The organism is Peribacillus sp. FW305-BF15, from assembly GCF_058783805.1.
This window is the reverse complement of the sequence record NZ_JBYSYV010000045.1, coordinates 1-14,848: the sequence shown is the minus strand read 5'-3', so window position 1 is coordinate 14,848 and position 14,848 is coordinate 1. Positions and strand designations below refer to the sequence as shown.

The 14,848-nt window shown below is 35.7% G+C and carries 21 protein-coding genes; 3 read left to right on the top strand and 18 right to left on the bottom strand.

Going from position 1 to position 14,848, the window contains the following annotated elements; all coding sequences use genetic code 11:
• Positions 1 to 201: 201 nt before the first annotated feature.
• From AC3WLU_RS26025 to AC3WLU_RS26005, 5 genes are all read right to left on the bottom strand, one after another.
• Positions 202 to 546: an immunity protein CdiI family protein gene (locus AC3WLU_RS26025; protein ID WP_440438723.1), complete on the bottom strand. Its 345-nt coding sequence runs from the start codon at positions 544 to 546 to the stop codon at positions 202 to 204.
• Positions 547 to 1,340: 794 nt separating this feature from the next.
• Positions 1,341 to 1,472 carry a DUF6254 family protein gene (locus AC3WLU_RS26020; RefSeq protein ID WP_222425611.1) on the bottom strand — a complete coding sequence of 44 codons (132 nt, stop codon included), beginning with the start codon at positions 1,470 to 1,472 and terminating at the stop codon, positions 1,341 to 1,343.
• Positions 1,473 to 1,540: 68 nt separating this feature from the next.
• Entirely contained in the window at positions 1,541 to 1,723 is a 183-nt protein-coding gene (locus AC3WLU_RS26015) for a hypothetical protein (RefSeq protein ID WP_034310968.1), read from the bottom strand.
• A 265-nt stretch (positions 1,724 to 1,988) separates the two neighbouring features.
• The gene (gene paiA, locus AC3WLU_RS26010) at positions 1,989 to 2,519 is read right to left on the bottom strand and encodes a spermidine/spermine N(1)-acetyltransferase (protein WP_492598168.1); all 531 of its coding nucleotides are present in this window, start codon (positions 2,517 to 2,519) and stop codon (positions 1,989 to 1,991) included.
• Positions 2,520 to 2,544: 25 nt separating this feature from the next.
• Positions 2,545 to 2,997: a MarR family winged helix-turn-helix transcriptional regulator gene (locus AC3WLU_RS26005; RefSeq protein ID WP_057279061.1), complete on the bottom strand. Its 453-nt coding sequence runs from the start codon at positions 2,995 to 2,997 to the stop codon at positions 2,545 to 2,547.
• 106 nt (positions 2,998 to 3,103) lie between these two features.
• On the opposite strand from AC3WLU_RS26005, the gene AC3WLU_RS26000 reads away from it, so the two are divergent.
• Complete coding sequence (locus AC3WLU_RS26000; RefSeq protein WP_258249349.1) at positions 3,104 to 3,748, top strand: YczE/YyaS/YitT family protein; 645 nt, start codon at positions 3,104 to 3,106, stop codon at positions 3,746 to 3,748.
• A gap of 136 nt (positions 3,749 to 3,884) precedes the next feature.
• On the opposite strand, the gene AC3WLU_RS25995 is transcribed toward AC3WLU_RS26000, so the two are convergent.
• The 5 genes from AC3WLU_RS25995 to AC3WLU_RS25975 all read right to left on the bottom strand — a co-directional run bounded on the left by AC3WLU_RS25995 (position 3,885) and on the right by AC3WLU_RS25975 (position 8,251).
• A complete protein-coding gene (locus tag AC3WLU_RS25995; protein ID WP_141489674.1) occupies positions 3,885 to 4,376 on the bottom strand; it encodes a DUF6584 family protein in 492 nt (163 codons plus the stop codon).
• 106 nt (positions 4,377 to 4,482) lie between these two features.
• The gene (locus AC3WLU_RS25990; RefSeq protein ID WP_492598167.1) at positions 4,483 to 4,833 is read right to left on the bottom strand and encodes a hypothetical protein; all 351 of its coding nucleotides are present in this window, start codon (positions 4,831 to 4,833) and stop codon (positions 4,483 to 4,485) included.
• A gap of 108 nt (positions 4,834 to 4,941) precedes the next feature.
• Positions 4,942 to 6,582 carry a spore germination protein gene (locus tag AC3WLU_RS25985; RefSeq protein WP_492598166.1) on the bottom strand — a complete coding sequence of 547 codons (1,641 nt, stop codon included), beginning with the start codon at positions 6,580 to 6,582 and terminating at the stop codon, positions 4,942 to 4,944.
• A 499-nt stretch (positions 6,583 to 7,081) separates the two neighbouring features.
• Complete coding sequence (locus AC3WLU_RS25980; protein WP_492598165.1) at positions 7,082 to 7,534, bottom strand: hypothetical protein; 453 nt, start codon at positions 7,532 to 7,534, stop codon at positions 7,082 to 7,084.
• Between the two features lie 42 nt (positions 7,535 to 7,576).
• Positions 7,577 to 8,251: a VOC family protein gene (locus AC3WLU_RS25975; protein WP_492598164.1), complete on the bottom strand. Its 675-nt coding sequence runs from the start codon at positions 8,249 to 8,251 to the stop codon at positions 7,577 to 7,579.
• 548 nt (positions 8,252 to 8,799) lie between these two features.
• Here AC3WLU_RS25975 and AC3WLU_RS25970 point away from each other — a divergent pair.
• Positions 8,800 to 8,958 (top strand): hypothetical protein, encoded by a 159-nt coding sequence (locus AC3WLU_RS25970; protein ID WP_164468811.1) that lies wholly within the window; start codon positions 8,800 to 8,802, stop codon positions 8,956 to 8,958.
• A gap of 158 nt (positions 8,959 to 9,116) precedes the next feature.
• Here the strand turns inward: AC3WLU_RS25970 and AC3WLU_RS25965 are convergent, their stop codons facing one another.
• The 5 genes from AC3WLU_RS25965 to AC3WLU_RS25945 all read right to left on the bottom strand — a co-directional run bounded on the left by AC3WLU_RS25965 (position 9,117) and on the right by AC3WLU_RS25945 (position 12,421).
• The gene (locus tag AC3WLU_RS25965) at positions 9,117 to 9,398 is read right to left on the bottom strand and encodes a hypothetical protein (RefSeq protein ID WP_336059393.1); all 282 of its coding nucleotides are present in this window, start codon (positions 9,396 to 9,398) and stop codon (positions 9,117 to 9,119) included.
• 10 nt (positions 9,399 to 9,408) lie between these two features.
• Positions 9,409 to 9,798 carry an SHOCT-like domain-containing protein gene (locus AC3WLU_RS25960; RefSeq protein WP_034310941.1) on the bottom strand — a complete coding sequence of 130 codons (390 nt, stop codon included), beginning with the start codon at positions 9,796 to 9,798 and terminating at the stop codon, positions 9,409 to 9,411.
• Positions 9,799 to 9,811: 13 nt separating this feature from the next.
• A complete protein-coding gene (locus tag AC3WLU_RS25955; protein ID WP_034310939.1) occupies positions 9,812 to 10,177 on the bottom strand; it encodes a DUF2089 domain-containing protein in 366 nt (121 codons plus the stop codon).
• Positions 10,178 to 10,464: 287 nt separating this feature from the next.
• The gene (locus AC3WLU_RS25950; RefSeq protein ID WP_057279067.1) at positions 10,465 to 11,325 is read right to left on the bottom strand and encodes a transporter substrate-binding domain-containing protein; all 861 of its coding nucleotides are present in this window, start codon (positions 11,323 to 11,325) and stop codon (positions 10,465 to 10,467) included.
• 700 nt (positions 11,326 to 12,025) lie between these two features.
• A complete protein-coding gene (locus AC3WLU_RS25945) occupies positions 12,026 to 12,421 on the bottom strand; it encodes a DUF1259 domain-containing protein (RefSeq protein WP_400448949.1) in 396 nt (131 codons plus the stop codon).
• A 217-nt stretch (positions 12,422 to 12,638) separates the two neighbouring features.
• Between AC3WLU_RS25945 and AC3WLU_RS25940 the strand changes: the two genes are divergently transcribed.
• Complete coding sequence (locus tag AC3WLU_RS25940; RefSeq protein WP_492598163.1) at positions 12,639 to 12,827, top strand: hypothetical protein; 189 nt, start codon at positions 12,639 to 12,641, stop codon at positions 12,825 to 12,827.
• Between the two features lie 153 nt (positions 12,828 to 12,980).
• On the opposite strand, the gene AC3WLU_RS25935 is transcribed toward AC3WLU_RS25940, so the two are convergent.
• The 3 genes from AC3WLU_RS25935 to AC3WLU_RS25925 all read right to left on the bottom strand — a co-directional run bounded on the left by AC3WLU_RS25935 (position 12,981) and on the right by AC3WLU_RS25925 (position 14,413).
• Positions 12,981 to 13,478, bottom strand: a complete 498-nt coding sequence (locus AC3WLU_RS25935) for a P-loop nucleotide/nucleoside kinase family protein (RefSeq protein WP_283929430.1) — start codon at positions 13,476 to 13,478, stop codon at positions 12,981 to 12,983.
• A 217-nt stretch (positions 13,479 to 13,695) separates the two neighbouring features.
• On the bottom strand, positions 13,696 to 13,929 hold the full coding sequence (locus AC3WLU_RS25930) for a hypothetical protein (protein ID WP_106028708.1): 234 nt from the start codon (positions 13,927 to 13,929) through the stop codon (positions 13,696 to 13,698).
• 208 nt (positions 13,930 to 14,137) lie between these two features.
• The gene (locus AC3WLU_RS25925; RefSeq protein ID WP_268564883.1) at positions 14,138 to 14,413 is read right to left on the bottom strand and encodes a hypothetical protein; all 276 of its coding nucleotides are present in this window, start codon (positions 14,411 to 14,413) and stop codon (positions 14,138 to 14,140) included.
• Between the last annotated feature and the right edge of the window lie 435 nt (positions 14,414 to 14,848).

Sequence of the window (14,848 nt, the reverse complement as noted above, 5' to 3'; positions counted from 1 at the left end):
GAGCCTTAGTATCAGATTCCTGTTCGTCGAGCCAAGATTTTATTCCACGCTTCCTCCAGCCCTTACCTCACGATAAGCACCTTGCGCTTCCTTAGTGGTTGGTCGATGTGTACCCCCACAGCGGACTTTCACCACCTAGATAGTTGCCATGCCTGGCACACAAGAAAAAGCTGCCTTAAAGACAGCTCCGTGGAATAAGGGTTAATGATTTTTATTTGCATACATTCTTGCCATTGCCGAAGGTGAAAATTTAATTCTATATGTCCCTTCAAGTTCTTTTTTAATTTTATCCGTTAAAGTTAAGCCTTGTTTATTGTGTTCTTCTTCAAGTTCAATCCCATTAGGAAGCAATTTATCTTCATCCCAATCAATCCATTCACCATACCTATTTACCCATTCAATCAATTCACTTGTTAACGTATTTGAAATTAAAATATCCTCTATATCCAAGTTACAACCACATTGATTGCACCATATAGGATCCGCCCCAACATCTCCTTCAACTTTCAACTCATATGTTTCTTTTTGTTCACAAAAACATTCCATATTATTTTCTGACTCCTCTACTACACGCTTTTTTATTATATTTTACATGACTTTTGTTAAAGTAACCTATCCTATTAGTTCAATAAGAAAAGCGATTCTTATATTAAAGAATCGCTGAGTTTGTAGATAACTATCATCCGAAAAATTGAGGGAACCTCAGGCCTATCCCTTATCCCTTATCCCTTTTCGATCATGTAAAATTTCTTGAATGATTTCAATATGAACAAAAGACCATGATCTTTCATGAAAGTGAAGAAACACACTTATGGAAAGAATGGAAATATATATTATACTAAAGACGACCCAAAGCAAACTCCCATCTTTAAAAAGGAAATCTTGCAATTGATTTGAAAACAGAAGAAAAAGCCAAGGCCCAGAGGATATTATAATAGGAATGATCCCCGATCCGTTTTTCTCTTTTATCATACAATAATAAACTTTTTTTAACGTATCGCTATCAATCGAACTATAAAAATTTTGAATTTCTTCCACTTCAATCAGTTTCTTCATCCCTTTGAAAGATCGGTCTTTGTATGAAGCTTTTTTTAATTGAAGATAAATTTTATGAGCATCTCCCCGTAATGAAAACATATATCTGATCTTTCCCCCCTTCCAAAAAACTCCTTACTGAAAGGTTTTGTAATACTCCGCATTTTTATGTAGTCTTTGTCTTTTACAGTATCTACTTAAGGGGATACATACGAATCATTCTAAAAATCCAGCTCGTAATAAAAATCTAAAAAGACCATAATCATCGATGATTATGGCCTTTAGGTAACGAAAAGAGAACCGTTTTACTTAGTTCCAGATTCATTTTTGCCCGTATCTTCAGCTAATTGTTCAAATGAAGGGACCTTACCATGTGGATTCTGAGATTGTTTACGATCTTTCCATTGGCGTTCTTGTTGTCGCTTAGATTGAGTCATCTAAATAAGCTCCTTTACATAAAGTTAAGTAAAAAGTTTGAAGCACGATAAGCGTACTCGAGCAGGCATCAATGCATGCCTTTCCACTCACCCTGATTTTTAGATGCTTTTTCTTTTTTTGCTTTATTTTTATGTGCTTGATTGGCATTTGCACTGCCGAATTCTTTAGAGAATTCAGAATCAGTTTTGCTTGAATCAAACCCTTGTTTGTTTTTTTGATCTGCATCATTTTTCTTTGTTCGTTTTGCCATGTATACCCCTCCTTCTTATCTTTAGTATGAGATTTGAAAGAAGAAATATACTCCGAATAAAACCGGCAGCAGCATGTATCCGTCATATAATTCGGGTAAATAATAAAGTGAATAATGAGTTCGAATTCGTATTTAACCGCTCGTGCAGTACCATCCAAAAATTATTGAATTTGAGGGTTAAATAAAAGTGGGCTATATGTGGTTTTTTTATCTCTTTCCCATCAGTTCTGCCATTTGTTTGAATTTGGATTTCCTTCATTATTTATCAATGATGCACCTTTATGATTGTTTTGGTCATTATAAAGTCCGTTTGTTCTTCATCACCCATATAAAAAGAGTGGGCTCCAGTTTGAACAAACCCAATTTTCTTATAAAAACCAATAGCATTTTCATTTTTTTCCCATACGCCCAGCCAGATTTTCTTTTTATTACGTTCCATCGCCATGTCCATTGCTTTATTTAGCAGATACTTACCAAGCCCATGTTTTTGGTATTTGTTCTTTATATAAATCCGCTCGACTTCAAGTGAATCATCACCCATTTCTTCAGTTTGAGCATCATTGGTATTGACCTTTAAATATCCAGCGACTTCATTATTAAAATAAACAAAAAAGAATTGCGAAGAAACATTGGCTAATTCTTTTTCTAATTGGTTTAGGTTAAATGCCCTTTCCAAATAGGCATTCATATTTTCGGGTGAATTCTGATGCTTAAATGTCTCATTAAATGTTTCATAACTAATTTCTTGAAGAATGCGCGAATCGTCTAGGGTACACTTTTTAATATTTATAGTCATTTAAATATGCCGCTCCTTTATATAATCAATAATTTCTCTTGTTTCCCTTTTTTACAAATTCCCAGTCTTTCTCTACATTTTTTCTTACTCTTTGAAGAAGATCGGAAATGGTTTCTACTTCTCTTTCCGAAAGTCCCTCTAATGCAACGGTATTGGAATAATCATTTTCTCTTTTTATAAAAGGATAAATACTTTTTCCTTTCTCCGTTGGAAAGAGCTTTTTAATTTTTTTGTTGTGTTTATCTTCTTTCTTTTCAATAAAGCCATTGATTTCAAGTTTTTTTATAGCACGAGCTGCTGTTGTTCGATCTACTTTTATCATCTCAGCTACCTTTTCCTGAATCATTCCTGGATTTTCACATATTCGCACAAGGTACAAATACTGCCCTTTTGTAAGGTCATGTTCTTTAAATTCGATATTGCTTATGGAATCTAATGCCCTTGCTATCATTCCAATTTCACGAAGAATTTCCTTCATAATGAACTCCTTAACACATAATTTTGTTGCAAATGCAATAAAAATAACCTATATTAAATTTAACGTAATTTTGTTGCGTTTGCAACAAAAAAAAGGGGGCGGTATAGTGAAATATGTTTTGTATGTATTAGGAATTTTAATATTAACCCTTGGTATTTCTTTCACTATACAATCAGATCTTGGGACTTCACCTTTTGATGCACTTCTGGTGGGACTATCCATAAATGCGGGGCTTACTGTGGGAAGTTGGGAAATCATAATAGCTTTGATCTTGATATGTTTTAATTCATTTTTAAAAAGGCAAAGACCAGAAGTTTTGGGGTTGTTAACAGCATTTATAACGGGTATCGGGATTGATATGTGGCTTTTTATATTGCACAATTTGATAACACCTGAACTATGGTACAGCAAAGTTATTTGTTTTGGAATCGGCTTGGTTGTTATAGGATTAGGAACGGCAACATATTTACACACAAATTTTGCACCGATTCCAGTTGACCGATTAACATTAATCATACAAGAATTAACGAAAACAAATATATTTTTTTCGAGAACAGCCATTTACCTTGCATTCTTGATAATGGCAATGATATCAAATGGACCAATTGGCGTTGGAACTTTATTAACCGTTTGTTTAGGCGGGCTAATACTCAATTACTTTATGCCATTTACTGAAAAAGTACTAGACCGCATATTAACACACCCTAGTACATCACCGAATTATGATAAAGATAAAAAACATTCAATATAGAATGATTTTTATCTTTATTGCTCAACTAACCTGCCCCTAAAAAGACTGCCAGCGATGGCAGCCAGATTTTAAAAGTAACGCACCCGTTAGGGAAAGAACAAGTACTATAAAACTCTTTTATAAGCAAGATTACGGATCAAAAAATCCAGGTGAAAAGAGCGTAAACTCCGATTAATGCAAAGAGAATTGTTAATATGATTATTGAGAAGCAACCCAAACTAACCAAATTATCTTTCAATCGATCGTCAGGTTGTTCCAGCAGACTCTCTTTTACTTTATTTTGTATAGGCGAAATTACCTGATCCAATTCCAGTTCTATTAAAATTTCACTATCACCTTTAAATTTCAGAGCTCGTGCTATTCTGAAAGGATCGTTTCCCATAGATTTTTCGAACAAAATGCACGCTTTTACCATCTCTGATGTCTTATTCTTTTCTAAATACCAGTAACGACCTGCCATTGAAGGGTATTTCAATGCAAAATAGATGTCCCCCAGCTTTCTGCGCAGTTCTAACTCATTAGGATAGGTCGAAATTAACCCGTGTAGCCTATCCCTTGCTTTCCCTAAATCATTTTTTTCAATGTCCTCTTCTATCTTCTTAATCGTTTTAACAGGTATCCTTTCTATATAAACACCTCATATCTTTTCTTTATAGTCTTTATTTCTAGATCGTTCAAAATAGTTCCTTCTCCAACAACCAGCCCCTATAGTTACATAAACCAATCTGCAATTTTTACTCCCATGGATTTTCATACTTATTTCTAATTTTATCGACTTTAGTATATTCGCAAATGGTATCTTTGCCTGATGAATAGACTTTCATCGTATTTTTTTCGATTATAATAGTAAGGTTGTCAGAACCGCCACCATAATCAAATTCGTAATCATTGCTCTCAATATGCTTATATGTTCCAGATGATTGTTCCCCGCCTTGGACTCTTGAATTTTGAATTTCAAAATTATTTTCCCCTTTAAAGGTAAAGGATTTTCGACAAACACGCTTATCTCCACCCGAATTTTTCCATTCTCCTTTCCAAGATGGTGCTTTTTCTTCACCACACGCAGCTAATACTAAAGCAGACATTGCTGAGATCATTAAGGCTTATGTAGAGTTAACACGATCTGTGAAGGACAACAACCCGAATTCAATAAGGAATACGGGCAGACTCATTAAGAACAGAACTATCCATTTTTACGATTCATTGCCGTCACTTTTTTTCATGTTAAAAGTCTTGATTCCACGTGATGTAGGAGGCAGCGGCCTTTGATTATTGCCTTCCCTTTTTAAATTATGAGTGGAGCTTATAAATTTGGGTCTGTCTTTAAACGCCCATATTGGTCTCCTGAAGAATGTATCTCCTAGTCCTTCCGGGTTAAGTGGAGCAAGTGGTGACATATAAGGAACTCCGAATGAACGTAGGCTACATAAATGAACTACGACGACAAAAAGGATGAGAATCACACCATATAAACCCATTATGCCTGCGCAAATGATAAATACGAACCGCAGCAAGCGAGCCGAAATTGTAATGGCATAGGAAGGGGTCGCAAAACTTGCAATGGCGGTGATTGATACGATGATGACCATCGCCGGCGATACAATGCCAGCCTCAACGGCAGTCTGCCCAATTACAAGAGCACCAACAATGGACATAGTTGAACCAATCGCTTTGGGCATCCGTATGCTTGCCTCTCGTAAGAGTTCGAATATAACTTCCATCATGAATGTTTCGATAACTGCCGGAAAAGGGACCGTTTCCCGTTGTGCTGCAATAATAACGAGCAACTTTGTCGGAATTATTTCCTGATGAAACGTTGTAGCTGCCACATAAAGAGACGGGGTAATTAGCGATATTAAAAAAATTAAAATACGTAAAACACGTATAGATGAGGCTATATCAAAGCGCGCAAAGTAGTCCTCGATAGATTGAAAGAACTGAATAAATAACGCAGGCACCAGCAAGACGAAAGGTGTTCCGTTTACAAAAATGGCTACTCTTCCCTCAAGGAGATTGCCAGCGACCTTATCAGGTCTTTCTGTATAATCAATAGTGGGGAATGGGGTCATGACCTGGTCTTCTATCAATTGTTCAATATATCCGGATTCAAGAATGCTATCAATATTTATTCCTTTTAAGCGCTTTTTAACCTCCTCGACGATTCCTTCTTTGGCAATTCCATTTATATACATGATGGAAACATCCGTCTTTGTCACCGTCCCAATTTTCATCGGCTCTATCCATAAATCCGGACTTGTAATGATGCGGCGTACCAAGGCTATATTTATTGCATTCGATTCCGTAAATGCTTCTCTTGATCCGCGGACCACTGAATTTGTGCTAGGTTCCTGAACGGAACGCCTTTCCCCCCCTTTTGTACTTGCAACCAATGCCATGTTTATTCCGTCAACAAAAATGATGCTATCCCCTGATAATAATGACAAAAATAACTTTTCCCATTCTGTGATGGTTTCTACACCGCCAAGTGAAACCACATCCTCAGAGATCACCTCCAGCACTTCATGTGGAAGCAGCTTTTCTTTTAGTTGAGGATTTTTCATGATGGATTCAATCAAAAAGTCTGTAACGCTTTGACTGTCTATCAGACCCTGTACATACAAAATGATCACTTTAATCTCAGGATTTTGACTCGTCTTCAACGTTCGGAAAATGATATCTGGGCTATTTCCCGTTTTTTCTTTCACGATATCCAGATTGGCCTTTATATAGCTGTCAATATATTGGGGTATTTTACTTTTAGATTGACCTTTTTCGTCCGTTTCTTGCTTATCAGGTTTTTCCCTTTGTCCTTTTTGTTTGAAAAAAGAAACCATAGCACCGACCCTCGTTCTTTCCTTTTTCGTTCTAATTTGTCCAAAAATTGTTCTTTAGGATAATTTAACGAAAGTATAACCACACGTGGTAAATGAAATTTTCATCAATACGATAGCTCCATAAAAATCATTTAGCATTCTTAATATATTTTTTTGATTTTTTGTAGGGGCAGCTCTCTACGTTTTATTTTTTAATAATATGCTCTTACAATTGATGGTTATACAAGAATCAAACTTATAATAAACTGCGCTTGCTGTACTAAGCTGCAAGAAACTACAGATGGCAGCCGGATCTCCATTAAAAAAATCAGCTTCCTTTACTACGGTTATTTTTTTCCCTGTTGAAATAGCCTGCCCCTTTAGCTGCATACGAAAAAGCTGCCTTTTTAGACAGCTCCACCTTCAGCTAACGGCCCCGTTAATTTAGTACTATTCTTCACAAACTACCAGCTGGTTCATTAAGCTGAAATAACATTCTGTTGACGAAATTGTTGTATGGTCAATGTTTTTGGTTCTCTTTATTAGATAGGTATTCCGCTACATCTTTTGGAACTTTAAAATACAAATGCATTATCTTAGTTCTAAGTTCGATATAAGGGCTATCTTTATATGTAATAATTGTAGCGGTTTGTTTAAGTCCCTTTTCATCTGTATTTGGCTCTCCACGTTTGACTGTATCTTCTTGGTACATCTTATAAATATACTCCTTAGTTGAAGTTGAAGGAGTATCTACAATACGCCATTTATTAATTTCAAGTGTATTAACAAATTCATTTACTTCATCTTGATTGTCTATAACGCTTAAAACCAATTCTGGATTTTCTTCTGACGATACTTCTATCTTTTGGGATTTATCAAGCCCAGGGTCTCCTTTCAGATCTTTTTTTTCATTGCTACACCCGAATAAAAGTACAGAAACAAATATAAATATCATACAAACTTTTTTCATCATTGCCTTTCCCCCTCAAAGAATCAAAACCATACACTCACTGTCTCAATATATCTGAAATTCATTATCGGAATTGATGATTATTTTATTGTTATTTTTTAATGTAATCTCTAGAGGAAATATGGCAGATGTTTTATCGGAGAATATCCACCTTCTCCCAGGTTGGGCTAATATAATAAATACCCCATTCCTTCTTTCACCCATGAAATTAAGGGATTTTTTACTTATTGTATGATTGTCGCGCTCGTACACACCAATTTCCTTTAATTTTTCGCTCACACTTATAGTGTCTTCTACAATTAAACCTATTTCACTTATGTTTAAAATGCTTTTAACCGAAAAAGGATCCATACTATCATCAGCAATTCCATATCTTGAAATAAATTCTACTATATTACCAGAAGGATCATAGAAATAAAGAGCATGGGCAGGTAAATGTGCAAAATTAGCTTCATCTTCCCCATCTTCAACAAGTAAACTCACTCTTTCTTTTGCCCATGATTTTGCCTCATTAAATTTGTTAGCCGGTATGTTAAAAGCAAAGTGATAATAGGGGTCACCTTTTACTTCTTTTGTGGTAAACTCCAGTTCACCTGTACCAATACCCATTCGGAAGCTATTATTATCTTCATTAATTAAAGAAAAACCTAACGTTCCAATATAGAAATTTTTCATTTGCATTAAATTTTTAGTCTGTAAAACAATCGATTTAATTTCCATTGAGAATAACACCTTCCTTGTATATCTAATTATTAAGTAAGTCATCTATAAAACGTACTGACATTCTGATTAAATCATAATTATCATTACGAGTAAATTTATTCTATCTTTACCTAAATACCCCAAAACAACTGATTATTGCTTTTGTAATCTCACTTATTGATTGTTTGCAAGCACTGCCCCTTTAGCTGCATACGAAAAGGAGCTGATGACAGCTCCTTTATAATGTAGTAAAGCATCTGTTAGTTCATTAAGAAAAGCATTTCTTATTAAGGAACTGCTGAGACTGTAGACAAATTTGAAGAAATCGAGTTGCCTCCCGTTTTTTTTATGGCTTGTACAATTTGCAGCGGATTTCCGCTACAGGCACTCGCTTTCCGCGGGAGTCTCGCACCTTTCTCTCCAATCAACTTGTTATAGCATTTATATAGAAACCATACCTGATGAGTTGAAGGTGTTAGTTTGGGAACTTCATTTAAAATCAATTAGTACTCTTGAACCTTTTTGTAAATAATAAGAGTGTTAAACATAAATTGAGGAGGAATTGTATGCAGCAGAATCAACCAGCTAAAGGGAACTCGGGCTCCATTATGAAACCGGAATTTGCCGGAACTGATGCACAAAAAGTAAAACAACAAATTCAAAAAGATGTAAGCGAAGGACAAGGTGCAATGACTTCCCGAGAGGCAGGAGCAATGCGCGATTAAAAAAGCGCCCGTCAACAATCGGGCGCAACTACATATTTTTAACCCCGTCCTATAGAACGGGGTTATGCTTGTTTAAGCTTTTAAAATTAAATCACTTTGTGAGAAATTAGGATTTTCCTTCAAAATGCCAGGCAGTGGTCGGTGTATTCTATAATAAATTATAGTCTAATCTTAACCTCAGTACCGTCCTTAACTCTGACATCAACTAGCACGATCCCTTTATAATTTTTCAGTTCCTTGACGATAGGCTTTAGCATATTTTTGTCTATATGCGGAAAGGTAAAGTCCAGTTTTTTTCTTTCGAAGTGCTCTTTTGTCCATTTGTTTACATTTTGCTGAAGAAATTTTGAAGATAAAATGGAAATAACAATATTTAAAATGGCATATGGAACTGGGATGGTAAACCGAACGTCTTTTGCTTTCACTTTTACATGCATCATAAACAACTCACTAATCAATGATGACTGAAACGGTATCCCCGTTTGCCGATTTAATATCAACAATTTGGCCATCTAATTCGTTTTCGATTGCTTCCATGATAAGGCTTATGTCTACATCTTTAACGTATTTTTCCGATTGAGGAATACTCGCTGCGATGCTGTGTCCAGCCATTAATACTACCTTGACCAGTTTTATAGGCAAGTTGACCGTGACGTTATCATTTTCGGCTGATACAACACGAATTTTTAATGTTTTATCTAAATATTTTGTCGGTTTTTCCAAAAGCTTATTACCTGTCTCTTCTTTCTCTTTTAAGACTTGAATCAGTTCAGATCCCTTATCTGCGTCAATTTTCCCTTCTTGAACCATTGTTAACACTCTTGTAATTTCCTCTTTCATGATAAATTCCTCCCTATTCCTCTTTTAAGAGCTTAATGGCTTCTTCTGGTGTGATTTCGCCATTTTCCAACATGGTGACAACCTTTTTCTCGTCTACTTCATTTTTCTTCTTCTGCACATATCCAAGGGATGAAATGATGTCTGTTAGCTTGCCTCGAACCGTGGGATACGAAATCCCCAGCTCCTTTTCAACTTCTTTGATATTCCCTCTGCATGTTAAAAATACTTCCACAAAATGAAGCTGATCCTTTGATAAGGATGCCAGCTTAGATAATTCAAACTCATTTTCAATCGTAGTGTGGCAATGAGAGCACTGCAACTTTGTAATTTTCAATGTTTTACTGCAGACAGGACACTCTGTGATTACTTTATAAGCCATAATGGAATGCAATTCCTCCCTTTTAGTTGATTCGATTATATAACAATAAATTAAAAATATAAATACATAAATTAAATTATTAAACCAAAAAAATCAATAATATTAATTTGTTATTTAACATTATTGATTTTATATATTCAACCCAAGTATTATATTTACCATAATGGTTAAATTGAACAAGCGTAACCCCGCCCAAATTTTGAACGGGGTTACGCTTGTTTTCAAATGATGGCCTTTTTTAAGGTACTAACACAGGTGTTGCAATAAATGGGCAGCACCTCAATATTCTATTCCACCCACTTTTTGTAGAGGGCATCAAATTTACCCTGGAGCTTCATTTCATCCATCCACATTTCCAAGTAGCTTGCATAAATGAAATCACCTCTTGGGATCATATAACCTTTTTCACTGTTTGTGAAAGGCTTGTCGGTTTGAGCCGCATGCAATCTTGAATCAGCTTTTGCATATAGCATTGCTTCTACTGTGTCAGTGATCATAACATCATACGTACCTTCTGCTACAAGATGTGGGATATCAAGGTTGTTTTCTACAACCGTTATGTTAGCATCGCTTAGATACTGACGGACAAATTCTTCGTTTGTTCCGCCTGGATTTACGCCAATGCGCACAGAAGGCTTGTTGATATCTTCAATGGTCAGATACTTGTCTTTATCTTCCTTGCGAATCAAAGGCACCTTACCAAATGAAAGGTAACCTTGGGATACATAAGCGCTTTTTTGTCTGGCAGTGTTGCGGGTCACACCGCCCACAGCGATATCAAATTTGTCCGCTTGCAGGTCTTTCATCATCGTAGGCCATGTGGTAGCGACAAATTTCACCTCTACACCAAGATCTTTGCCAAGCTCTTTGGCAGCGTCCGCGTCAAAGCCTTCATACTCATTCGTTTCCGGGTTCAAATAGGTAAATGGTTTGTAGTCCCCCGTCATTCCTACCCGGATGTATCCACGTTTGATAATTTCATCAAGCTGGGAAGACTCCGCTTTTTTCAAATGCCCTGGTGCATTATTAGCTGCCGGTTCAGCCGAGACGTTTTGCGAGGAGATCAGGTCATGACTGACATACCCAGTACCTAACAAGGATAAGCTGATCACTCCAGCCATCAGTGTTTTTTTCCAATTGTTAAACATGTGATTTCCCTCCGTTTTTTGCTGTATTTTTAATTAATCCATCAATTAGTAAAAATACAACAAAATAAGAGAATCACCTTCAAAAAAAAACATTTTTCCACAATTAATAGAAAAAGGACTACGCATATTAGTCATATCTAAAATGTGCAGTCCTCATTTAATGGTATCTAGTTATGGACCATAAAAAATCATAAATAGCATGAGAAATATGTTTAATGCTAACAATATCTTACCAAAGTGATTTTTTATAGCTAAAACAGAAAATACAATAGAAATCAAGAATGAGAAAATGGCTATTTGGGGTGTAAAATACACAAAGTCTAAAATGCCTGACATAGAAAAAAACAAAAGAAAAATGCTAATAAATAGAAATATCATTGAAAATATTAATGCTATCGTGATATAAATAAAAATCCTGAGTTTTTTCAAATGTTGTTTCTCATAACTATTATCAACCATTTTCCCCTCCTGATATTAAGTTAATTCATTCCTTAAAATCAACCTTTACCGAATACTATTCTTCAGCTGACCATTAAATACCTTCTACTAATCTGCCCGATGCTTTCATAAGAAAAAGCTGCCTAAAGACAGCTCCAGCCTGCAGCTAACGCACCCTTCGTTCAACAAAACTCGTTTTTTACCGTGATCAGTTTATAGCTGCTTTTATGACAGCTCCGTTTTATCATTGGTGGGAAATCCGTTATTTCCTTAACGCTTTTCTGACTTTCCTTGCAAAAACTAATGGATCATCAACAGCTTCGATATTAACGTAAACCAAATTCGGTTTATCGAAAAGCCACTCATTGTGTATGGATGAAACTATTATTCCTTGTTTAAGAATGGAAGCAACAAAATTCTCGACTTCTTTTTGCAAGAGTGCTACCCTGCCTAGGCACAATGCCCGTCCAGTATGATTATCTCTGGATTCAAATGAGAAAGAAGAAGTTACTCCAAAACGTTTCCCTAAAATTTTCACTTTGAGTTCATTTCGATTTATGGTTGCCACACATTTGCCACCCGCAAATCCTTCTTGGCCGCCGATAATCTTAGCAAACTTTTGACAAATCAATTCATCATTAGATGCCAATCTATTCATCTCCTCCCTAGTCTTAATAGGATATGAATTAATGAATAAATCCGAAACGGATATATATCTATTTTGAAATAAGAATTATGCTGAATACTCATATCTTATTCAAACTATCCTGTAAGAAAAGGGCCGATCGTCACAGCTCACTAATTAACGAACACACCCGTTAGTTCTATAAGACTTATCGCAGATTGGACACAGACTGTGAATGGGAGACGGTGCAGTGAGCGATATAGACAAGCGAAACAGATTAAGTGAAGAACCATTTACTTATCGAATAACGAAAAATGGAACAGTAGTAATCTATCACAAAGGTAAACAAATTAAATTTTTAAAGGATAGGGAGGCTCTAATAGAAAGAAGCAATGAAGTTGAAAATAATCGATCTTCAGCTAAGCACCCGTTAGTTTAAGTGTACCACTTCACAAATTACATCGATTTTAATATAAATATATTAAAACTTTTCTTACTCACATTTCATTTTATATCATAAAGAGTACCTCCAAGAACAGAAGGTACTCTTTACACACGAATCATCTCATTTAACGCTGTATTGAACTCCTTGTTATTCTTTTCCACTAAACTCTAAAATATTTAAACCTTCGGATGCTTCTGGTGCTTCAAAAAATTTATTAACATGAATAAACACCGCTTCCGTGTCAAAAGCTGCTCTTGCGGGTTGTTCGTTACGCCTTTGTGCAATTTGACGTAAGCATTGCTCGTTATTTAGATTAAGGAAAATTAGTTGATGGTTTGCATTGGCCTCTGACGCCATATCCAAAAACCACTTTCGCAGTTTTTGAGTGTTAGCTGGAAAATCCATCACTACATCTGTACCGACACTTAATATGTTTTGGACATGCTTTTTCACCAACGGCTTGAGCTGCGCTGAGAATTTTAGATAGTCCTCAAATGATGCGATCTGATCGGGATAAAGAGATGAAAGCCATTCATCCTCAGACAACAGTACCGCATGTTTATCTATTGCCAATTGTTTTGATTTAGTTGATTTTCCTGCGCCCATTTTTCCACAGAAAAAGTATAGCGTCCCCAATTGTTTCATATTTTTTAACCCCCCGGGCTTATTTTAGTGATTGTTGTCCCACCTTGAAAAATAAGAGAAATTTTTGGTTTAGATTCTTCATTAAAATCTTCCCCCCTTAAAAATACTACCATAAAAATCCAAACCTTTGTTTATCTAAACAGCCCCTTTAGTTCCATAAATAAAAAAGCTGCCTTAAAGACAGCTCCGATCTTAAGCTAACGTACCCGTTATTTATTTAATTTTTTGAGATTCTAAATTTCGTTTGAGAAAGAAAATAAGCTAATGTAGCAGTTAGCAATGTAACCAGTAATGGAATTGAAGTCTTACCAAACACTACTTCTTGACTTAAAATACCCTCTATCGAAGAAAAATCGGGAGTATAAGAAGCAGTAAGAATCAAACCTGATCCTATTTGAAATACCATATATATCATTACGAAACTAATTAAAAACACAAGATACTTTTTCAATATCGTCACCACCCATTACGTTATTTTACCATATTTACCATTCTAATTGTTCTGCCCTGATAGTTCTATAAAACTTTTCGCGGAGTTGACACAAATTGTGCAACAATTTTCAAAGCTAAAAACCATCCTTTAAAAGGATGGCCTGAAAATGGACATTTATTTAAGTTTAAGACATTTTATTCAAACAGCTTATTGTGGGAAAGTAGTCTTATTCTTTATTTCTATAAGCTATTATGGTCGTTTTTAGGGCAGCATAATTTCCAATCGCAGCATAACCATAAAACCAACCCATAAAGATACCTGCTACTAAGTTGTGCCTATGACTAATGAAAATGGAAATCATCAGGCCAAGTGCGAGTGCTATGGAAGGTACAATTTTTTTTGAAACATTAAAGTAAACTTTAATTATTTGAGTTAGGAGCATTATAACAGGTATTGCTATCACGGCGTCCCAAAAGTTTGTATGTATTTCAGGGAAATTCATTTAAGTAAATTCACCTCTTATAGATAGTATGGTCTGATTTTTTAGGATTTAAAACACGCCAAGTATTCCAATTGTCACGGGTCACCAGAATTGTTGCTAAGGGGCCCCAACAACACGTTATGAATAGAATTTGCTACATTAAAGAAATTATTCCAGAAGCGATGCCGTTTTGAGGGTAGACACAAACCCGAGAAATACATAACGATTGTGTCACAGTACGAATAAACGGTGGACACAAACTGGGTAGTTTTTACTTTAATGCGAACGTATAATAATGCTAAGAATCGTATTTTCAAAAGGCCGCCAATTGGCAGCCTTTTTTGCGAAGAAATGTACCTAATCTATCCTGCCCCGTTAGTTCCATAATCGAGTAGGGGGAAAATAAGTTTATTTTCGCCCCTCTCACAACACCGTACGTACGGTTCGCGTATACGG